Raw genomic sequence first — 19,634 nt, 5'->3', positions numbered from 1 at the left:
GCCCGAGGCCCGGACCGGCGGCGCGCGAGCCACGCGGCACACGGTTCCAAGGCCAAAACGATCCACGCCGTGTCCATTGGCCCTTGCTGTGGACTGGTCCCACAGCGTTTGCTCGGCGGTGCAGCATCCAGCGTCTTTCCACCGAGTGAGGTCCCGTGTCCACGCTTCCCAGCACCCCGCAGTCCGCCGAGTACCCTGCCACCGGCACCGCCCGCGTCAAGCGCGGCATGGCCGAGCAGCTCAAGGGCGGCGTGATCATGGACGTCGTCGACGCCGAGCAGGCGAAGATCGCCGAGGACGCGGGCGCCGTGGCCGTCATGGCCCTGGAGCGGGTCCCCGCCGACATCCGCAAGGACGGCGGCGTGGCCCGGATGTCCGACCCCAACATGATCGAGGAGATCATCGGGGCCGTCTCCATCCCCGTCATGGCCAAGTCCCGCATCGGCCACTTCGTCGAGGCCCAGGTGCTCCAGTCCCTCGGCGTCGACTACATCGACGAGTCCGAGGTCCTCACCCCGGCCGACGAGGTCAACCACAGCGACAAGTTCGCCTTCACCACCCCCTTCGTCTGCGGCGCCACCAACCTGGGCGAGGCCCTGCGCCGCATCGCCGAGGGCGCGGCCATGATCCGCTCGAAGGGCGAGGCCGGCACCGGCAACGTCGTCGAGGCCGTCCGCCACCTGCGCCAGATCAAGAACGAGATCGCCCGGCTGCGCGGCTTCGACAACAACGAGCTGTACGCCGCCGCCAAGGACCTGCGCGCTCCGTACGAGCTGGTCAAGGAGGTCGCCGAGCTCGGCAAGCTGCCCGTCGTGCTGTTCTCCGCCGGTGGCGTCGCCACCCCCGCCGACGCCGCGCTGATGCGCCAGCTCGGCGCCGAGGGCGTCTTCGTCGGCTCCGGCATCTTCAAGTCCGGAGACCCGGCCAAGCGCGCCGCCGCCATCGTGAAGGCCACCACCTTCTACGACGACCCGAAGGTCATCGCGGACGCCTCCCGCAACCTGGGCGAGGCCATGGTCGGCATCAACTGCGACACGCTGCCCGAGTCCGAGCGCTACGCCAACCGTGGCTGGTAACCACTGATGAGCGACACCCCCCTGATCGGCGTCCTGGCTCTCCAGGGCGACGTACGGGAGCACCTGATCGCCCTGGCCTCGGCGGACGCCGTGGCCAGGCCGGTCCGGCGCCCCGAGGAGCTCGCCGAGGTCGACGGCCTGGTCATCCCGGGCGGCGAGTCCACCACCATGTCCAAACTGGCCGTGCTCTTCGGCATGATGGAGCCGCTGCGCGAGCGGGTCCGGGCCGGGATGCCGGTCTACGGCACCTGCGCCGGAATGATCCTGCTGGCCGAGAAGATCCTCGACCCGCGCTCGGGCCAGGAGACCGTCGGCGGCATCGACATGATCGTGCGGCGCAACGCCTTCGGCCGTCAGAACGAGTCGTTCGAGGCGGCGGTCGAGGTCGACGGGATCGACGGCGGTCCCGTGGAAGGCGTCTTCATCCGCGCGCCCTGGGTCGAGTCCGTCGGGGCCGAGGCCCAGGTCATCGCGGAGCACGGCGGTCACATCGTCGCCGTACGGCAGCGAAATGTCCTCGCTACGTCGTTCCATCCCGAACTGACCGGCGACCATCGCGTACACGCTCTGTTCGTGGACATGGTGCGCGCAGTGAACTGAGCGGACCCCGGTAGGATCTCTCGGGTTCGACTCGATTTTGGTGACGCGAAGGAGAAGGCAGATGTCCGGCCACTCTAAATGGGCTACGACGAAGCACAAGAAGGCCGTGATTGACGCCAAGCGCGGCAAGCTCTTCGCGAAGCTGATCAAGAACATCGAGGTCGCGGCGCGTTCCGGCGGCGTGGACCCCGACGGCAACCCCACGCTCGTCGACGCCATCCAGAAGGCGAAGAAGAGCTCCGTCCCGAACAAGAACATCGACTCCGCGGTCAAGCGCGGCGGCGGTCTCGAAGCGGGCGGCGCCGACTACGAGACGATCATGTACGAGGGCTACGGCCCCAACGGTGTCGCGGTGCTCATCGAGTGCCTCACCGACAACCGCAACCGTGCCGCTTCCGACGTGCGTGTCGCGATGACCCGGAACGGCGGCTCGATGGCCGACCCGGGCTCCGTCTCGTACCTGTTCAACCGCAAGGGCGTCGTGATCGTGCCCAAGGGCGAGCTGGGCGAGGACGACGTCCTCGGAGCAGTCCTCGACGCGGGCGCCGAGGAGGTCAACGACCTCGGCGAGACCTTCGAGGTGGTCAGCGAGGCCACCGACATGGTCGCGGTGCGCACCGCGCTCCAAGAGGCGGGCATCGACTACGACTCCGCCGAGGCCAACTTCCTGCCGACCATGCAGGTCGAGCTGGACGAAGAGGGCGCCCGCAAGATCTTCAAGCTCATCGACGCGCTGGAGGACAGCGACGACGTGCAGAACGTCTTCGCCAACTTCGACGTGTCCGACGAGGTCATGGAGAAGGTCGACGCCTGACGGCGTGGCCGGCACGGCCCCACACGACGGGCCGACGGGGACAACCCCCGTCGGCCCGTCGTCTTGTCGGTTGCGACGGTTTGTCAGTGCGAGCCGATAGCCTGCGGGAACAGATGAACGAGTGGGTGTGCCGAGCGTCAAGGACAAGAGGGGGGCTCCATGCGGGTTCTGGGTGTTGACCCGGGGCTGACCCGGTGCGGTGTCGGTGTGGTCGAAGGGGTCGCGGGGCGCCCGTTGACCATGATCGGCGTCGGCGTCGTGCGCACCCCGTCCGACGCGGAGCTCGGTGACCGGCTCGTCGCCATCGAGCAGGGCATCGAACAGTGGCTCGACGAACACACTCCGGGTTACGTGGCCGTGGAGCGGGTCTTCGCCCAGCACAACGTCCGTACGGTGATGGGCACCGCCCAGGCCAGCGCGGTCGCCATGCTCTGCGCCGCGCGCCGCGGCATCCCTGTCGCCCTGCACACCCCCAGCGAGGTCAAGGCGGCCGTCACCGGGGCCGGCCGAGCCGACAAGGCCCAGGTCGGCGCGATGGTGACCCGGCTGCTGCGGCTGGACGCACCGCCCAAGCCCGCCGACGCCGCGGACGCCCTCGCCCTGGCCATCTGCCACATCTGGCGCGCCCCCGCGCAGAACCGGCTCCAGCAGGCCGTCGCCGCGCACCGCACGTCCGGCGCGCACCGCACGTCCGGCGCGCACCGCACGTCCGGCGCGTCCCGGACGTCCGGCGCACCCCGAACACCCGGCGTGGCCGGCGCCCCTCGCACAACCGCCACGACCGGCACGCCTCGCACGCTGAAAGGCCGCACCGCATGATCGCCTTCGTCTCCGGCCCGGTGGCCGCCCTCGCCCCGACCACGGCAGTCATCGAGGTCGGCGGCATCGGCATGGCCGTCCAGTGCACCCCGCACACCCTCGCCGACCTGCGCGTCGGCAAGGAGGCCCGGCTCGCCACCTCGCTGGTCGTCCGCGAGGACTCGCTCACGCTGTACGGCTTCCGGGACGACGACGAGCGGCAGGTGTTCGAGCTGCTCCAGACCGCCAGCGGCGTCGGCCCCCGCCTCGCCCAGGCGATGCTCGCCACCCACAGCCCCGACGCCCTGCGCCTCGCGGTCTCCACCGGCGACGAGAAGGCGCTGACCGCCGTCTCCGGCATCGGGAAGAAGGGCGCTCAGAAGCTGCTCCTGGAGCTCAAGGACAGGCTCGGCGAACCGGTCGGCGTCGCGCACACCGGCCAGCAGGGCATCGGCGCCCCCGTCACCTCCGGCTGGCGCGACCAGCTCCAGGCCGCCCTGATCGGCCTCGGTTACGCGAGCCGCGAGGCCGACGAGGCCGTCAACGCCGTCGCCCCGCAGGCCGAGGCCGCCGTCGCCGAGGGCACGGCACCCCCCGTGCCGCAGCTGCTGCGGGCAGCCCTGCAGACTCTCAACCGCGCCCGCTGACCGGCACCGAACCACCGAAGAGGCCCTTGATGAACTGGGACGAGACCGACGAGCCGACCGGGCCCGTCTTCGACGACCGGCTGGTCGACGCGGACGCGGACGGCGAGGACACCGCGGTCGAGGCGGCTCTGCGCCCCAAGGACCTGGAGGAGTTCGTCGGCCAGGAGAAGGTCCGCGAACAGCTCGACCTGGTCCTCAAGGCGGCCCTCGCCCGCGGCGCCACCGCCGACCATGTGCTGCTCTCCGGTGCCCCCGGCCTCGGCAAGACCACCCTGTCGATGATCATCGCCGCCGAGATGAACGCCCCGATCAGGATCACCTCGGGCCCCGCCATCCAGCACGCCGGCGACCTCGCGGCGATCCTCTCCTCCCTCCAGGAGGGCGAGGTCCTCTTCCTCGACGAGATCCACCGCATGTCCCGGCCCGCCGAGGAGATGCTCTACATGGCGATGGAGGACTTCCGGGTCGACGTCATCGTCGGCAAGGGCCCCGGCGCCACCGCGATCCCCCTCGAACTGCCCCCCTTCACTCTGGTCGGGGCCACCACCCGGGCCGGTCTGCTGCCGCCCCCGCTGCGCGACCGATTCGGCTTCACCGGGCACATGGAGTTCTACGCCCCCGCCGAGCTGGAGCGCGTCATCCACCGCTCCGCCCGCCTCCTCGACGTCGTCATCGACGTGGAGGGCGCCGCCGAGATCGCCGGACGCTCCCGCGGCACCCCCCGTATCGCCAACCGCCTGCTGCGCCGCGTCCGCGACTACGCCCAGGTCAAGGCGGAGGGAGTGATCGACCGGGAGATCGCGATGGCGGCCCTCAAGGTGTACGAGGTTGACGCCCGCGGACTCGATCGGCTGGACCGTGCCGTCCTCGGCGCGCTGCTGAAGCTCTTCGGCGGCGGCCCTGTCGGCCTGTCCACCCTGGCGGTCGCCGTGGGGGAGGAGCGGGAGACCGTCGAGGAGGTCGCCGAGCCCTTCCTCGTACGGGAAGGACTGCTGGCCAGGACCCCACGCGGCCGCGTCGCCACCCCGGCGGCCTGGGCGCATCTGGGACTGGTCCCGCCGCAGCACGGAGCAAAGGGACAACAGGGCCTGTTCGGGGCGTGATGCGTCACAGGTTCGCGTGTACAGGAACCCGGGTGCCATGCTGGGCGTTGTTCCATCGATGCGGACTCGCTTAGACTCCGCCGATGCCGCCCTTACCGGTCGGTGTACCCACCCCCGTATATACAGGCCGCATTCCAGCGCGGTCGTGCGAAGGAATTCCCGTCCCGTGGATATCTTGACTCTCCTCCCCTTCATCGTGCTCATCGGGGCCATGTTCCTGATGACCCGCTCCGCCAAGAAGAAGCAGGCGGCGGCGGCGCAGATGCGCAGCGACATGCAGCCCGGTACCGGCGTCCGGACGATCGGGGGCATGTACGCGACCGTCAAGGAAGTCCACGACGACACCGTTCTCCTCGAGGTCGCCCCCGGCGTGCACGCCATCTACGCGAAGAACGCGATCGGTGCCGTCCTGGACGACGCGGAGTACAACCGCATCGTGCACGGTGACGACCAGGAGCTGGACGCGGACGGCACGGTCGTTCCCGACGACGCCTCCTCGCTGACCGGCGAGCCCGACGACGCCGAGGTCGCCAAGATCGACCTGGTCAAGGACGACGCCGACGACGCCGCGGACGCTGCCGCCAAGGACGTCAAGGACGCCAAGGGCGAGGGCAAGACCGACGGCGAGGCCGACTCCAAGTAGTTCTCACGATCCCGGGGACGTCGCGCGCTCACCGGCGGGCGGCGTCCCCGGGACCGTGCGGTCGTCTGCGGGGGCAGGGTCCCCACTACACTTCGTGGCCGCCCGGGCGCGTACCCGGCGCGGGGCGGTTGGACAGGGAGAAACGAGAAGGTGGCAGCACCCAAGAAGGGCCGAGGGCCGTCCGGCGGTCAGGGCAGGCCGGGGCGTGCCCTGGCTCTGATCCTCATCGCCATGGTCGCGCTCACCGGCGGGATGTTCCTGTCCGGGCACACCACGCCCCGGCTGGGCATCGACCTGGCCGGCGGGACGTCGATCACGCTGGAGGCGCAGAACCAGCCCGGCAAGCCGAACGCGATCAACAAGACCAACATGGACACCGCGGTCGGGATCATCGAGCGGCGTGTCAACGGTCTGGGCGTCTCCGAGGCCGAGGTTCAGACCCAGGGCCGCGAGAACATCATCGTCAACATCCCCAAGGGGACGAACTCCAAGCAGGCCCAGGAGCAGGTCGGCACCACCGCCCAGCTCTACTTCCGGCCTGTTCTGACGGTGCAGGCGAGCGGCCCCGAGGCGCCCAAGCCCTCCGGTTCCGCGACCCCTTCGGGCAGCGCCACTCCGAAGCCCGGCGAGTCCGCAGAGGGTGAGGACAAGCCTGACGCCGAGGAGGCCACCGGTTCTCAGGCCACCCCCTCGGCGAGCGCCACCACCCAGGGCCGCGCGGTCACCGGCGCCCTGACGAAGGACGACCCGACCCCCGGCGCCTCCGACAAGCCGAAGCCGTCCGATTCCCCCGAGGCCTCGCCCTCCGCGGACCCGGCCACGGCCAAGCTCCAGGAGGAGTTCGCCAAGCTCGACTGCACCGACCCCAAGCAGCGCTCGGAGGCCGGCCAGAACGCCAAGCCCACCGACTCGATCGTCGCCTGCGGCTCGAACGTCCCGGGCAGCTACGAGAAGTACGTGCTCGGCCCGGCCGAGGTCTCCGGCAGCGATGTCGACGACGCCAAGGGCGCCATCGAGCAGCAGACCGGCGAGTGGATCGTGTCGATGGAGTTCACCTCCAAGGGCGCGAAGAAGTTCCAGACGATCACCAGCCGGCTCTCGCAGCAGCAGCCGCCGATGAACCAGTTCGCGATCGTCCTCGACGGCGAGGTCGTCTCCGCTCCCTCGGTGCGCACGGCGCTCAGCAAGAACGCCCAGATCTCCGGCAGCTTCGACCAGCAGTCCGCCGAGGACCTCGGCAACATCCTGTCGTACGGCGCGCTTCCGCTGACCTTCGAGGAGGTGAGCGTCACCACCGTGACCGCCGCCCTCGGCAGCGATCAGCTCCGGGGCGGGCTGATCGCCGGAGCCGTAGGACTGGCACTGGTGATCATCTACCTGGTCGCCTACTACCGAGGGCTGGCCTTCATCGCGCTGCTGAGTCTCCTGGTCTCCGGCGTCCTGACGTACACGATCATGTCCCTGCTGGGCCCGGCCATCGGCTTCGCGCTGAACCTCCCGGCGGTCTGTGGAGCGATCGTCGCGATCGGCATCACAGCGGACTCGTTCATCGTCTACTTCGAACGTGTCCGGGACGAGATCCGCGAGGGCCGCACCCTGCGTCCGGCCATCGAGCGTGCCTGGCCCCGTGCCCGGCGCACCATCCTGGTGTCCGACTTCGTGTCGTTCCTGGCCGCGGCCGTGCTCTTCGTCGTCACCGTCGGAAAGGTGCAGGGCTTCGCGTTCACGCTTGGCCTCACCACCCTGCTCGACGTCGTCGTGGTGTTCCTCTTCACCAAGCCCCTCATGACGCTCATGGGGCGGACGAAGTTCTTCTCCAAGGGTGGTCCGTGGTCCGGGCTGGACCCGAAGCGGCTCGGCGCCCAGCCCCCGCTGCGCCGCTCGCGCCGTGTCAACGCCCCCACCGAACCGAAGGAGGCGTGAGATGTCGCGACTCGGCAATCTCGGCGCCCGGCTCTACCGCGGCGAGGTCGGCTACGACTTCATCCGCAACCGCAAGATCTGGTACGGCGTCTCGATACTGATCACCATCACGGCCATTATCGGCGTGGCGGTCGGCGGCCTCCGCCTGGGCATCGAGTTCGAGGGCGGCGCGGTCTTCACGACCGACACCAAGGCCAAGATCTCCACCGCCCAGGCCACGGACGTGGCCACCGAGGCATCGGGTCACCAGGCCATCGTCCAGGAGCTGGGCAACGGCGGTCTGCGCATCCAGATCACCGAGGTCGGCACGGCCAAGGCCAACGAGATCAAGGAGACGCTCTCCGACGAGCTCGGCATCCCGGCCAATGACATCAACGCGGACCTGGTCGGCCCGAGCTGGGGCGAGCAGATCGCCAACAAGGCGTGGACCGGTCTCGTGGTCTTCATGATCCTGGTGGTGATCTATCTCGCGATCGCCTTCGAGTGGCGGATGGCCGTCGCCGCCCTCATCGCGCTGATCCACGACATCACCATCACGGTCGGTGTCTACGCCCTGGTCGGCTTCGAGGTCACCCCGGGCACGGTGATCGGTCTGCTGACCATTCTCGGTTACTCCCTGTACGACACGGTGGTGGTCTTCGACAGCCTCAAGGAGGGCCAGAAGGACATCACCAAGCAGACCCGCTTCACGTACAGCGAGATCGCCAACCGGTCGATCAACAGCACCCTGGTCCGCTCCATCAACACCACCGTGGTGGCGCTCCTGCCGGTGGCCGGTCTGCTGTTCATCGGCGGCGGCGTCCTCGGCGCGGGCATGCTGAACGACATCTCGCTGTCGCTGTTCGTCGGTCTCGCCGCCGGTGCCTACTCCTCGATCTTCATCGCCACGCCGCTCGTCGCCGACCTCAAGGAACGCGAGCCGCAGATGAAGGCGCTGAAGAAGCGGATCCTCGCTAAGCGGGCGGCCGCGGCCGCCAAGGGCGAGTCCCCCGACGAGGGCCCCGAGGACCGGCGGGACGACGGCTCCCCGGACGCCGAGACGGCGGGCACGGTGATCGGCCGCCCCCGGTCGCACGGCCGCACCCCCGGGAAGCGCTGAGCGATGACGAGCACCACCGAATCCACCAGGGAGCTGCTGCTCAGCCGGATCCGTGATGTCGCGGACTACCCGAAGCCGGGCGTGATGTTCAAGGACATCACCCCGCTGCTCGCGGACCCGGTGGCCTTCACGGCGCTCACCGACGCCCTCGTGGAGCTGTGCGTACGACACGGCGCCACGAAGATCGTCGGTCTGGAGGCCCGCGGCTTCATCCTGGCCGCGCCCGTCGCGGTCCGGGCGGGCATCGGCTTCATCCCGGTCCGCAAGGCCGGGAAGCTCCCCGGGGCCACGCTGAGCCAGTCCTACGAGCTGGAGTACGGCAGCGCGGAGATCGAGATCCACGCCGAGGACCTCGACGCCGGGGACCGGGTCATGGTCATCGACGACGTCCTCGCCACCGGCGGCACCGCCGAGGCCTCGCTGGAGCTCATCCGGCGGGCCGGCGCCCAGGTCGTGGGCGTCGCGGTCCTCATGGAGCTCGGCTTCCTCGCGGGCAGGGCCCGCCTGGAGCCGGGCCTCGCCGGAGCGCCGCTGGAGGCGCTGATCACGGTCTGAGCCGCTGACCGGTGTCCGTCGACGGACACCACGCACGAGGGGCGGGCACCCGGGAACACCGGGTGCCCGCCCCTCGTTGTGCAGGCTCCCACCGTCCCCGGGCGAGGTCCCGCCGGGGGATCGATACCATGGGCTCTCCGGGTACCCCGGATCCGCACGAGGAGCGCTCTTGCCAGACGAGGCCCAGTCAGCCGCCGCCCCGCAGCCCGACAAGCCCGTGGCGGCCCCCGCCACGCCGGATAAGGCCGCGCCCTCGAACGCGCCGAAGCCCGCGCCCCCCGAGCCCGCCGCCGACGCCGTGCGCCCCCCTGCCGCCGCGAAGCCCGCCGAGCCCGCCGCCCCCGCTCCTCCCGCGAAGCCCGCGGCCCCCGAGGCCCCGCCGGAACCGGCCGGGGCCGACAGCCCGGCGCAGCCGCCGGCCAGAAAGCCGGCCGCCGCCGCGCCCAAGCCCCCGCCGCCCGGACCCCCCGCGAAGGCCGGAGCCCCCACCGGGTCCGCCTCCCGCACCGGCGGCTCGTCCAACCGTGTGCGGGCCCGCCTCGCCCGACTGGGCGTACAGCGCTCCAGCCCGTACAACCCGGTCCTGGAACCCCTCCTGCGTACGGTCCGGGGCAACGACCCCAAGATCGAGACGGCCACGCTCCGCCAGATCGAGAAGGCCTACCAGGTCGCCGAGCGCTGGCACCGGGGCCAGAAGCGCAAGAGCGGCGACCCCTACATCACCCACCCACTGGCCGTCACCACGATCCTCGCCGAGCTCGGCATGGACCCGGCGACGCTGATGGCGGGCCTGCTGCACGACACCGTCGAGGACACCGAGTACGGCCTGGACACCCTGCGCCGCGACTTCGGCGACCAGGTCGCCCTGCTCGTCGACGGCGTCACCAAGCTCGACAAGGTCAAGTTCGGCGAGGCCGCCCAGGCCGAGACCGTACGCAAGATGGTCGTCGCCATGGCCAAGGACCCCCGGGTCCTGGTCATCAAGCTCGCCGACCGCCTGCACAACATGCGCACCATGCGCTACCTCAAGCGGGAGAAGCAGGAGAAGAAGGCCCGCGAGACGCTGGAGATCTACGCCCCGCTGGCGCACCGGCTCGGCATGAACACCATCAAGTGGGAGCTGGAGGACCTCGCCTTCGCGATCCTCTACCCCAAGATGTACGACGAGATCGTCCGGCTCGTCGCCGAGCGTGCCCCCAAGCGCGACGAATACCTCGCCATAGTGACCGACGAGGTCCAGTCCGACCTGCGCGCCGCCCGCATCAAGGCCACCGTCACCGGCCGCCCCAAGCACTACTACAGCGTCTACCAGAAGATGATCGTGCGAGGCCGCGACTTCGCCGAGATCTACGACCTGGTGGGCATCCGCGTCCTCGTCGACACCGTCCGCGACTGCTACGCGGCGCTCGGCACCGTCCACGCCCGGTGGAACCCGGTGCCCGGGCGGTTCAAGGACTACATCGCGATGCCGAAGTTCAACATGTACCAGTCACTGCACACCACGGTGATCGGCCCCAGCGGCAAGCCCGTCGAGCTCCAGATCCGTACGTTCGACATGCACCGCCGCGCCGAGTACGGCATCGCCGCGCACTGGAAGTACAAGCAGGAGGCCGTCGCGGGAGCCTCCAAGGTGCGCACCGACATCCCCAAGAACACCGGGCGCGGCCAGGACACCGTCAACGACATGGCGTGGCTGCGCCAGCTCCTGGACTGGCAGAAGGAGACCGAGGACCCCAGCGAGTTCCTGGAGTCCCTGCGCTTCGACCTCTCGCGCAACGAGGTCTTCGTCTTCACGCCGAAGGGCGACGTGATAGCGCTGCCCGCCGGCGCGACCCCCGTCGACTTCGCGTACGCCGTCCACACCGAGGTCGGCCACCGGACCATAGGAGCACGCGTCAACGGGCGGCTCGTCCCGCTCGAATCGACGCTCGACAACGGCGACCTGGTGGAGGTCTTCACCTCCAAGGCGGCCGGCGCCGGACCCTCCCGGGACTGGCTCGGCTTCGTCAAGTCCCCGCGCGCCCGCAACAAGATCCGGGCCTGGTTCTCCAAGGAGCGCCGCGACGAGGCCATCGAGCAGGGCAAGGACTCCATCGCGCGCGCCATGCGCAAGCAGAACCTGCCGATCCAGCGCATCCTGACCGGCGATTCCCTGGTCACCCTCGCCCACGAGATGCGTTATCCGGACATCTCCTCGCTGTACGCGGCGATCGGCGAGGGCCATGTCGCCGCCGCCGGCGTCGTACAGAAGCTGGTGCAGGCGCTCGGTGGCCACGACGAGGCCAACGAGGACCTCGCCGAGTCCACCCCGCCCTCGCACGGCGGCCGCAGCAAGCGCCGTGCCAACGCGGACCCCGGTGTCGTCGTCAAGGGCGTCGAGGACGTCTGGGTCAAGCTGGCCCGCTGCTGCACGCCCGTCCCCGGCGACCCGATCATCGGCTTCGTCACCCGCGGCAGCGGCGTCTCCGTGCACCGCGCCGACTGCGTCAACGTGGAGTCGCTCTCGCAGCAGCCCGAGCGGATCCTCGAAGTGGAATGGGCGCCCACCCAGTCCTCGGTCTTCCTGGTCGCCATCCAGGTCGAGGCGCTGGACCGCTCCCGGCTGCTCTCCGACGTCACCCGGATCCTCTCCGACCAGCACGTCAACATCCTCTCGGCGGCCGTCCAGACCTCCCGCGACCGGGTGGCCACCTCGCGCTTCACCTTCGAGATGGGCGACCCCAAGCACCTGGGGCACGTCCTGAAGGCCGTACGCGGCGTGGAGGGCGTCTACGACGTCTACCGGGTCACCTCGGCCCGCAGGCCGTGACAGCGAAACGGAGGGGCCCCGGTACGCGTAGCTCGCATCGCGTACCGGGGCCCCTCCGTTTCGACTTCTCTCAGCCGCCGAACTCCTCCAGGCCCTTGAGCGCCTGGTCCAGCAGCGCCTGCCGGCCCTCCAGCTCCTTGGCCAGCTTGTCCGCGCGGGCGTTGTTGCCCGAAGCACGCGCGGTGTCGATCTGACCGCGCAGCTTGTCCACGGCCGCCTGGAGCTGACCGGTCAGACCCTCGGCGCGGGCCCGCGCCTCCGGGTTCGTCCGGCGCCACTCGGACTCCTCGGACTCCTGGAGCGCCCGCTCCACCGCCTGCATCCGGCCCTCGACCTTCGGGCGGGCGTCACGCGGTACGTGGCCGATGGCCTCCCAGCGCTCGTTGATGGACCGGAAAGCGGCCCGGGCCGCCTTCAGGTCCTTCACCGGCACCAGCTTCTCGGCCTCGGCGGCGAGCTCCTCCTTGAGCTTGAGGTTCTCGCCCTGCTCGGCGTCCCGCTCCGCGAAGACCTCGCTGCGGGCGGCGAAGAAGACGTCCTGGGCACCGCGGAAACGGTTCCACAGATCGTCCTCGGCCTCCCGCTGGGCGCGGCCCGCCGCCTTCCACTCGGTCATCAGGTCGCGGTAGCGCGCGGCCGTGGTCACCCAGTCCGTGGAGCCGGACAGCGCCTCGGCCTCGGTGACCAGCTTCTCCTTGGCCTTGCGGGCGTCCTCGCGCTGGGTGTCCAGCGCGGCGAAGTGCGCCTTGCGCCGCTTGGAGAACGCCGAGCGGGCGTGCGAGAAGCGGTGCCACAGCTCGTCGTCCGACTTGCGGTCGAGGCGGGGGAGACCCTTCCAGGTGTCCACCAGCGCCCGCAGCCGCTCACCGGCCGACCGCCACTGCTCGCTCTGCGCCAGTTCCTCCGCCTCGGCGACCAGCGCCTCCTTGGCGTGCTTGGCCTCGTCGGTCTGCTTGGCCTTGAGGATCCTGCGCTCCTCGCGCCGCGCCTCGACCGTCGCCACGAGCGCGTCCAGCCGCTTGCGCAGCGCGTCGAGGTCGCCCACCGCGTGGTGCTCGTCGACCTGCTGCCGCAGATGGCCGATCGCCGTCGTCGCGTCCTTCGCCGACAGGTCGGTGGTCTTCACCCGCCGTTCGAGGAGGCCGATCTCGACCACAATGCCGTCGTACTTGCGCTCGAAATAGGCCAGAGCCTCCTCGGGGGAACCGGCCTGCCACGATCCGACGACCTGCTCGCCCTCGGCTGTACGCACGTACACGGTGCCCGTCTCGTCGACGCGGCCCCACGGGTCGCTGCTCACAGCGCCTCCTCCACCTGATGCCTGCGAGGGGGTTCGCCCCCCGGGCATCGTCCACAGTTTCCTGGGGCGGGCATCGCCCGCCCTGCACAACGCCAATCTAGGCGACCGGCCACCCGGCTGTCCGCACTCAGCACGGCCGAGATTCTCCGCTCCGTCCCGGGGCAGGTCCCTGCCCCGGGAGGAATCGCATCCTGGGGCGCGACGCGGGGCGTCGCGGCATCGTGCTCCTGGTGCGCGGAGCGCCCGGAATGCCGTCGGTGGAGCCGACGAGTGCCGGTGAAGCGAACGTGTGGTCGATTGCTGACTTGATCGTGTGGGACTCGCGTGCGATTGGCCGGTTCGTATGACCGGCCGGTTGGGGTCGAGGCGTGAAGCTGGTGGTGCGGGTGAAGCTGCTGCCGACGCCGGTACAGGCGGCGGCGCTTGAGGCGACCCTGCATGGCTGCAACGAGGCCGCGACCTGGGCCGCCCGGATCGCCTTCGAGGAGGACGTCCGCCGCCCGCTGGGCCTGCGCAAGCACACCTACACGGAGATCAGGGAGCGGTGAGGGCTGGGGGCGCAGGCCGCCCAGCACGCGATCAAGAAGACTTGTGATGCGGCGTACACCAGCCGGGAATGCTCCCAGTGCCACCACACCGCACGCTCGAACCGGCCCTCCCAGGCCCGCTTCGCGTGCAAGGTCTGCGGCTTCGTTGAGCACGCGGACCACAACTCGTCCCACAACATCGCCCACCGCGGGTGGATGTCATGGGTTCGCGGGGCCCGGTCAACGGCCCCAGCTCTCACGCTCATCGCGTGAGAGCCGGACGCAGCCAGGACCCATCACAGCCAGTGATGACCCGAGCAGCAAGCCCGGACGTTCACGACCGGGTGGTTGACTCCTTCTCGACCGAAGCCTCCTCGATCGTCACGGCCTTCTTCGGGGCGCCGTCGCCCGCACCGCCCTCGACACCGGCCTCGCCGACCTTCTGGACGGCCTTCAGCGAGGCGTCGTCCATCGTGCCGAACGGGGTGTAGGTGGGCGGGAGCTTCGTCTCCTTGTAGACCAGGAAGAACTGGCTGCCGCCGGAGTCCGGCTGGCCGGTATTGGCCATCGCCACCGTGCCCGGCGGGAAGGACACCGTGCCGTCGGCACCCGCCTTGCCGAGCGCGTCCAGGTTCTCGTCCGGGATGTTGTAGCCCGGGCCGCCCGTGCCGTCGCCCTTCGGGTCGCCGCACTGGAGCACGAAGATGCCCTGGGTCGTCAGCCGGTGGCACTTGGTGTCGTCGAAGTAGCCCTTGTCGGCGAGTGCCTTGAAGGAGTTCGCCGTCTGAGGTGTCTTCGCCGCGTCCATCGAGAACGCGATGTCGCCCTGGCTCGTCTTGAGCGACATCGTGTACTTCGCCTTTTCGTCGATCTTCATCGGCGGCGTGGGAGCCTTGCTCTCACTCTCCGAAGGCTCCGGAGTGGGGCTCTGGCTCGACGCGGCCTCGCTCTTCTTGTCCTTGTCGTCGTCCTTGCCCGCCACGACGAACGCGCTCACACCCACGACCGCGGCCACCGCCACCGCCGAGGCGACGATCGCGGTGATGCGCCTGGTCCTGCGGCGGGCCTCCTCCCGGCGCTTCTGCTGGCGCTCGAACTTCTCCCGGGCGAGCTGCCGCCGCCGCTGTTCGCTGCTGGACACCGGTTGGGCTCCTTGTTACGTCGTGGAATGAGGGCCTGAGTTGCCCGTACCGTATACGGGTTACCTGTGTCATGAGGAGCGCCGGTAGGCTCTGATCCGCTGCATCCTTCGCCGCTGCCGCATCCTCCGGACGAACATTAAGGACGATCGTGCTCATTGCCGGGTTCCCCGCCGGGGCCTGGGGGACCAATTGCTACCTGGTCGCCCCCGCCGCCGGTGAGGAGTGCGTGATCATCGACCCGGGCCACCAGGCCGCCCAGGGCGTCGAGGAAGCGCTGAAGAAGCATCGGCTCAAGCCCGTCGCCGTCGTCCTCACCCACGGCCACATCGACCATGTCGCCTCGGTCGTCCCCGTCTGCGGCGCCCACGACGTCCCCGCCTGGATCCACCCCGAGGACCGCTACATGATGAGCGACCCGGAGAAGGCGCTCGGCCGCTCGATCGGGATGCCGCTCATGGGCGAGCTGACCGTGGGGGAGCCGGACGACGTCAAGGAGCTGACCGACGGTTCGAGGCTGACCCTGGCCGGTCTGGAGTTCGGCGTCTCGCATGCGCCCGGCCATACCAAGGGGTCGGTGACGTTCGGGATGCCCGAGGCCGCGGACGTTCCGCCGGTCCTCTTCTCGGGCGACCTGCTCTTCGCCGGCTCCGTCGGACGCACCGACCTGCCCGGCGGCGACCATGCCGAGCTGCTCGAGTCGCTGGCCCGTGTGTGCCTGCCGCTCGACGACTCGACCGTGGTGCTGTCCGGCCACGGCCCCCAGACGACCATCGGCCGCGAGCGCGCCTCCAACCCGTTCCTGAACGGTCTGGACGCGGCGCCGCGCCGAGGAATGTAGACGAGAGACGTAATCGTGAGCACCTTTCAGGCCCCCAAGGGCACGTACGACCTGACCCCGCCCCGTTCCGCGACGTTCCTCGCGGTGCGCGAGGCCATCGCGGCCCCGCTGCGCGACTCGGGCTACGGCTACATCGAGACGCCCGGCTTCGAGAACGTCGAGCTCTTCGCACGTGGTGTCGGTGAGTCCACCGACATCGTCACCAAGGAGATGTACACCCTCACCACCAAGGGCGGCGACCAGCTCGCCCTGCGCCCCGAGGGCACCGCATCAGTGCTGCGCGCCGCCCTGGAGGCCAACCTCCACAAGGCGGGCAACCTCCCCGTCAAGCTCTGGTACTCCGGCTCGTACTACCGCTACGAGCGCCCGCAGGCGGGCCGCTACCGCCACTTCTCGCAGGTCGGCGCCGAGGCCATCGGCACCGAGGACCCGGTCCTGGACGCCGAGCTGATCATCCTCGCCGACCAGGCGTACCGCTCGCTGGGCCTGCGCCAGTTCCGCATCCTGCTGAACTCGCTGGGTGACAAGGAGTGCCGCCCGGTCTACCGCGAGGCGCTCCAGACCTTCCTGCGCGACCTCGACCTCGATGAGGAGACCCGCCGCCGCATCGAGATCAACCCGCTGCGCGTCCTGGACGACAAGCGGGCCGACGTACAGAAGCAGCTCACCGGCGCCCCGAAGCTCCGCGACTACCTCTGCGCGGCGTGCAGGGCGTACCACGAGGAGGTCCGTGCGCTGCTCACGACCGCCGGCGTCGCGTTCGAGGACGACGAGAAGCTGGTCCGCGGCCTCGACTACTACACCCGCACGACCTTCGAGTTCGTGCACGACGGTCTCGGCGCCCAGTCCGCTGTGGGCGGCGGCGGCCGCTACGACGGACTGTCCGAGATGATCGGCGGCCCCGAGCTGCCGTCCGTCGGCTGGGCGCTCGGCGTGGACCGCACGGTGCTCGCGCTGGAGGCCGAGGGCATCGAGCTCGACCTGCCCTACACCACCAGTGTGTACGCGGTCCCGCTCGGCGAGGAGGCCCGCCGGGTGCTGTTCGGCGTCGTCACCGGGCTGCGCCGGGCGGGGATCGCCGCCGATTTCGCGTTCGGCGGCCGAGGCCTGAAGGGCGCGATGAAGAGCGCCAACCGCTCGGGCGCGCGCTACACCCTGGTGGCGGGCGAGCGCGATCTCGCCGAGGGCGTCGTCCAGCTCAAGGACATGGAGTCCGGAGAGCAGAGCGCGGTGCCGCTGACCGAGGTCGCGGCGGAGCTGACGAAGCGCCTCGCCTGACAGAGCCGTGAGCGGGCGCGGGCGGCAGGACGTCGGTCCTGCCGCCCGCGCCTTTCCCGTCCGCCGTCAACCCGACGAGCCCGGATTCATCCCGCCCGGTGACCCCGACTTGGAGCCGCCCGGGCGTCCGTCGCTCGCCGGACCGGTGCCGGGTACGCACAGATCTTCCGTCGTCGCGGGCCCCGCCACCACCGGAGTCCACCCGAGGACGGCGCTCACGGGCGGACACCTTTATGTCCATCGAACGGTTGATCCGTACGGGGGTACGGCACAATGACCTTGCCCGGCTGACCACTCGGTGACGGAACGGCGATATGACGACTGCTGCGGTAGACCACGGCCTCTCCTCCGACCAGGACGAGGGCGGCCACAAGCGCACCTTCGGGGCCGGACGCGGTCTCGCCCTGCTCCTGGTGATCACCGGTGCGGCCGGACTCCTGGCCTCCTGGGTCATCACGATCGACAAGTTCAAGCTGCTGGAGGACCCTTCCTTCACCCCCGGCTGCAGCCTCAACCCGGTCGTCGCGTGCGGCAACATCATGAAGAGCGAGCAGGCCTCGGTGTTCGGGTTCCCCAACCCGATGCTGGGCCTGGTCACGTACGGCATGGTCATCGCGATCGGCATGGGCCTGCTCGCCGGCGCCCGCTACCGCAGCTGGTTCTGGCTCGGACTGAACGGCGGGACCCTCTTCGGTGTCGGCTTCTGCACCTGGCTCCAGTACCAGTCGCTGTACAACATCAACTCGCTCTGCCTGTGGTGCTGCCTGGCCTGGGTCGCCACGATCGTCATGTTCTGCTACGTGACCACGCACAACGTCAAGCACCGCATCCTCCCGGCCCCGGCCTGGCTGCGCAGCGGCCTCACCGAGTTCCCGTGGGTGCTCCCGGTGATGTGGATCGGGATCATCGGCATGCTGATCCTGACCCGCTGGTGGGACTTCTGGACCCGCTGAGGGCCACCTGCCACTTCGGTAGGTGCTCGGCCCGCTGTCAGTGGGGTCGCATAGGCTTCATGACGTGGAGCCCGACCTCTTTACCGCAGCCGCCGAAGACCGCCAGGAGAAGGACCCGTCCAGCAGCCCTCTCGCTGTCCGGATGCGTCCGCGCATCCTCGACGAGGTCGTCGGCCAGCAGCATCTGCTGAAGCCGGGCTCGCCGCTGCGCCGCCTCGTCGGCGAAGGAGGCGGCGGTCCCGCCGGCGCGTCCTCGGTCATCCTGTGGGGTCCGCCCGGCACCGGCAAGACGACCTTGGCGTACGTGGTCAGCAAGGCGACCAACAAGCGCTTCGTCGAGCTCTCCGCGATCACCGCGGGCGTCAAGGAGGTCCGGGCTGTCATCGAGAGCGCGCGCCGCGCCACCGGTGGCTTCGGCAAGGAGACCGTTCTCTTCCTGGACGAGATCCACCGCTTCTCCAAGGCCCAGCAGGACTCCCTGCTCCCCGCCGTGGAGAACCGCTGGGTGACCCTCATCGCCGCCACCACGGAGAATCCGTACTTCTCGATCATCTCCCCGCTGCTGTCGCGCTCCCTGCTGCTCACCCTGGAGCCGCTGACCGACGACGACCTGCGTTCCCTGCTGCGCCGGGCGCTGACCGAAGAGCGGGGTCTCGGCGGGGCGGTCACCCTGCCCGAGGACGCCGAGGCGCATCTGCTGCGCATCGCGGGCGGCGACGCGCGCCGGGCCCTGACGGCACTGGAGGCCGCGGCGGGTGCGGCCATCGCCACGGGGGAGGCGGAGATCGCCCTGGAGACGGTCGAGGCGACCGTCGACCGCGCCGCCGTGAAGTACGACCGTGACGGCGACCAGCACTACGACGTGGCCAGTGCGCTCATCAAGTCGATCCGCGGGTCCGACGTGGACGCCGCTCTGCACTACCTGGCCAGGATGATCGAGGCCGGCGAGGACCCGCGGTTCATCGCCCGGCGGCTGATGATCTCGGCCAGCGAGGACATCGGCCTGGCCGATCCCACCGCGCTGCCGACGGCGGTGGCGGCAGCCCAGGCGGTGGCCCTGATCGGTTTCCCGGAGGCGGCGCTCACCCTCAGCCACGCAACCATCGCGCTGGCGCTCGCGCCCAAGTCCAACGCGGCGACGCTGGCGATCTCCGCGGCGCAGGAGGACGTGCGCAAAGGGCTCGCGGGACCCGTCCCGGCCCATCTGCGCGACGGCCACTACAAGGGCGCGGCCAAGCTCGGCCACGCCCAGGGCTATGTCTACCCGCACGACGTGCAGGGTGGCATCGCCGCCCAGCAGTACGCCCCGGACGCGGTCCGCGACCGGCAGTACTACACCCCCACCCGCTACGGCGCCGAGGCGCGGTACGCGGACGTCGTCGAGCGCGTCCGCGAGCGCCTGGGCCGTTCCGGCGAAGGTGCGGAGCCGTCCTAGGGCCAATGCCGTTCGGTTAGCCGTCTGACGGGTTTGGCAACGTGCTGGATCTCGATGTGGACGGTGGTCCTGTGGGTGCGGTGGTCGATGGCGC

The 19,634-nt window shown here is 70.1% G+C and carries 19 protein-coding genes; 17 read left to right on the top strand and 2 right to left on the bottom strand.

The window, feature by feature from the left end:
• The first annotated feature begins 155 nt into the window (after window positions 1-155).
• The 11 genes from pdxS to IG90_RS0114580 all read left to right on the top strand — a co-directional run bounded on the left by pdxS (window position 156) and on the right by IG90_RS0114580 (window position 12,067).
• A complete protein-coding gene (pdxS, locus tag IG90_RS0114630) occupies window positions 156-1,076 on the top strand; it encodes a pyridoxal 5'-phosphate synthase lyase subunit PdxS (protein ID WP_018960500.1) in 921 nt (306 codons plus the stop codon).
• Between the two features lie 6 nt (window positions 1,077-1,082).
• Window positions 1,083-1,676 (top strand): pyridoxal 5'-phosphate synthase glutaminase subunit PdxT, encoded by a 594-nt coding sequence (gene pdxT / locus IG90_RS0114625; RefSeq protein ID WP_030583255.1) that lies wholly within the window; start codon window positions 1,083-1,085, stop codon window positions 1,674-1,676.
• A 61-nt stretch (window positions 1,677-1,737) separates the two neighbouring features.
• Window positions 1,738-2,490, top strand: coding sequence for a YebC/PmpR family DNA-binding transcriptional regulator (locus IG90_RS0114620; protein WP_026242063.1), 753 nt, complete (start codon window positions 1,738-1,740; stop codon window positions 2,488-2,490).
• Between the two features lie 159 nt (window positions 2,491-2,649).
• Window positions 2,650-3,309 (top strand): crossover junction endodeoxyribonuclease RuvC, encoded by a 660-nt coding sequence (ruvC, locus tag IG90_RS0114615; protein WP_078585509.1) that lies wholly within the window; start codon window positions 2,650-2,652, stop codon window positions 3,307-3,309.
• Window positions 3,306-3,935 carry a Holliday junction branch migration protein RuvA gene (ruvA, locus tag IG90_RS45845; protein WP_030583250.1) on the top strand — a complete coding sequence of 210 codons (630 nt, stop codon included), beginning with the start codon at window positions 3,306-3,308 and terminating at the stop codon, window positions 3,933-3,935. The genes ruvC and ruvA overlap by 4 nt, the downstream gene beginning before the upstream one ends.
• Window positions 3,936-3,964: 29 nt before the next feature.
• The gene (gene ruvB, locus IG90_RS0114605) at window positions 3,965-5,038 is read left to right on the top strand and encodes a Holliday junction branch migration DNA helicase RuvB (protein WP_030583245.1); all 1,074 of its coding nucleotides are present in this window, start codon (window positions 3,965-3,967) and stop codon (window positions 5,036-5,038) included.
• 166 nt (window positions 5,039-5,204) lie between these two features.
• Entirely contained in the window at window positions 5,205-5,681 is a 477-nt protein-coding gene (gene yajC, locus IG90_RS0114600; RefSeq protein ID WP_030583241.1) for a preprotein translocase subunit YajC, read from the top strand.
• A 150-nt stretch (window positions 5,682-5,831) separates the two neighbouring features.
• On the top strand, window positions 5,832-7,604 hold the full coding sequence (gene secD / locus IG90_RS0114595) for a protein translocase subunit SecD (RefSeq protein ID WP_030583237.1): 1,773 nt from the start codon (window positions 5,832-5,834) through the stop codon (window positions 7,602-7,604).
• Window position 7,605: 1 nt separating this feature from the next.
• On the top strand, window positions 7,606-8,703 hold the full coding sequence (gene secF / locus IG90_RS0114590; RefSeq protein WP_030583234.1) for a protein translocase subunit SecF: 1,098 nt from the start codon (window positions 7,606-7,608) through the stop codon (window positions 8,701-8,703).
• 3 nt (window positions 8,704-8,706) lie between these two features.
• The gene (locus IG90_RS0114585) at window positions 8,707-9,258 is read left to right on the top strand and encodes an adenine phosphoribosyltransferase (protein WP_030583231.1); all 552 of its coding nucleotides are present in this window, start codon (window positions 8,707-8,709) and stop codon (window positions 9,256-9,258) included.
• A 298-nt stretch (window positions 9,259-9,556) separates the two neighbouring features.
• Window positions 9,557-12,067 (top strand): RelA/SpoT family protein, encoded by a 2,511-nt coding sequence (locus IG90_RS0114580; RefSeq protein WP_411572661.1) that lies wholly within the window; start codon window positions 9,557-9,559, stop codon window positions 12,065-12,067.
• A 70-nt stretch (window positions 12,068-12,137) separates the two neighbouring features.
• Here the strand turns inward: IG90_RS0114580 and IG90_RS0114575 are convergent, their stop codons facing one another.
• Window positions 12,138-13,367 (bottom strand): DUF349 domain-containing protein, encoded by a 1,230-nt coding sequence (locus IG90_RS0114575; protein WP_030583225.1) that lies wholly within the window; start codon window positions 13,365-13,367, stop codon window positions 12,138-12,140.
• A 368-nt stretch (window positions 13,368-13,735) separates the two neighbouring features.
• Here IG90_RS0114575 and IG90_RS46900 point away from each other — a divergent pair, with 368 nt between their 5' ends.
• Together IG90_RS46900 and IG90_RS46895 are read left to right on the top strand one after the other, a co-directional pair.
• Window positions 13,736-13,915, top strand: a complete 180-nt coding sequence (locus IG90_RS46900; protein ID WP_030583223.1) for a hypothetical protein — start codon at window positions 13,736-13,738, stop codon at window positions 13,913-13,915.
• A 3-nt stretch (window positions 13,916-13,918) separates the two neighbouring features.
• Window positions 13,919-14,167, top strand: a complete 249-nt coding sequence (locus IG90_RS46895) for a zinc ribbon domain-containing protein (protein ID WP_342447235.1) — start codon at window positions 13,919-13,921, stop codon at window positions 14,165-14,167.
• 61 nt (window positions 14,168-14,228) lie between these two features.
• Here IG90_RS46895 and IG90_RS0114560 read toward each other — a convergent pair whose 3' ends face one another.
• The gene (locus IG90_RS0114560; protein WP_030583218.1) at window positions 14,229-15,035 is read right to left on the bottom strand and encodes a peptidylprolyl isomerase; all 807 of its coding nucleotides are present in this window, start codon (window positions 15,033-15,035) and stop codon (window positions 14,229-14,231) included.
• 149 nt (window positions 15,036-15,184) lie between these two features.
• On the opposite strand from IG90_RS0114560, the gene IG90_RS0114555 reads away from it, so the two are divergent.
• The 4 genes from IG90_RS0114555 to IG90_RS0114540 all read left to right on the top strand — a co-directional run bounded on the left by IG90_RS0114555 (window position 15,185) and on the right by IG90_RS0114540 (window position 19,540).
• Window positions 15,185-15,874: an MBL fold metallo-hydrolase gene (locus IG90_RS0114555; protein WP_030583213.1), complete on the top strand. Its 690-nt coding sequence runs from the start codon at window positions 15,185-15,187 to the stop codon at window positions 15,872-15,874.
• A 15-nt stretch (window positions 15,875-15,889) separates the two neighbouring features.
• A complete protein-coding gene (gene hisS, locus IG90_RS0114550) occupies window positions 15,890-17,152 on the top strand; it encodes a histidine--tRNA ligase (RefSeq protein WP_030583210.1) in 1,263 nt (420 codons plus the stop codon).
• Window positions 17,153-17,466: 314 nt separating this feature from the next.
• Complete coding sequence (locus tag IG90_RS0114545; RefSeq protein WP_030583207.1) at window positions 17,467-18,105, top strand: vitamin K epoxide reductase family protein; 639 nt, start codon at window positions 17,467-17,469, stop codon at window positions 18,103-18,105.
• A gap of 64 nt (window positions 18,106-18,169) precedes the next feature.
• The gene (locus IG90_RS0114540; RefSeq protein ID WP_030583204.1) at window positions 18,170-19,540 is read left to right on the top strand and encodes a replication-associated recombination protein A; all 1,371 of its coding nucleotides are present in this window, start codon (window positions 18,170-18,172) and stop codon (window positions 19,538-19,540) included.
• Window positions 19,541-19,634 lie beyond the last annotated feature (94 nt).

This window comes from Streptomyces anulatus (assembly GCF_000721175.1).
Classification (GTDB): Bacteria; Actinomycetota; Actinomycetes; order Streptomycetales; family Streptomycetaceae; genus Streptomyces; species Streptomyces anulatus_C.
This window is presented reverse-complemented; position numbering and strand designations above follow the sequence as displayed.

Coding starts and splice junctions, on each gene's coding strand:
- pdxT (WP_030583255.1), top strand. CDS start 1,083: ATGAGCGACACCCCCCTGATCGGCGTCCTGGCTCTCCAGGGCGACGTA.
- IG90_RS0114620 (WP_026242063.1), top strand. CDS start 1,738: ATGTCCGGCCACTCTAAATGGGCTACGACGAAGCACAAGAAGGCCGTG.
- ruvC (WP_078585509.1), top strand. CDS start 2,650: ATGCGGGTTCTGGGTGTTGACCCGGGGCTGACCCGGTGCGGTGTCGGT.
- ruvA (WP_030583250.1), top strand. CDS start 3,306: ATGATCGCCTTCGTCTCCGGCCCGGTGGCCGCCCTCGCCCCGACCACG.
- ruvB (WP_030583245.1), top strand. CDS start 3,965: ATGAACTGGGACGAGACCGACGAGCCGACCGGGCCCGTCTTCGACGAC.
- secF (WP_030583234.1), top strand. CDS start 7,606: ATGTCGCGACTCGGCAATCTCGGCGCCCGGCTCTACCGCGGCGAGGTC.
- IG90_RS0114585 (WP_030583231.1), top strand. CDS start 8,707: ATGACGAGCACCACCGAATCCACCAGGGAGCTGCTGCTCAGCCGGATC.
- IG90_RS0114545 (WP_030583207.1), top strand. CDS start 17,467: ATGACGACTGCTGCGGTAGACCACGGCCTCTCCTCCGACCAGGACGAG.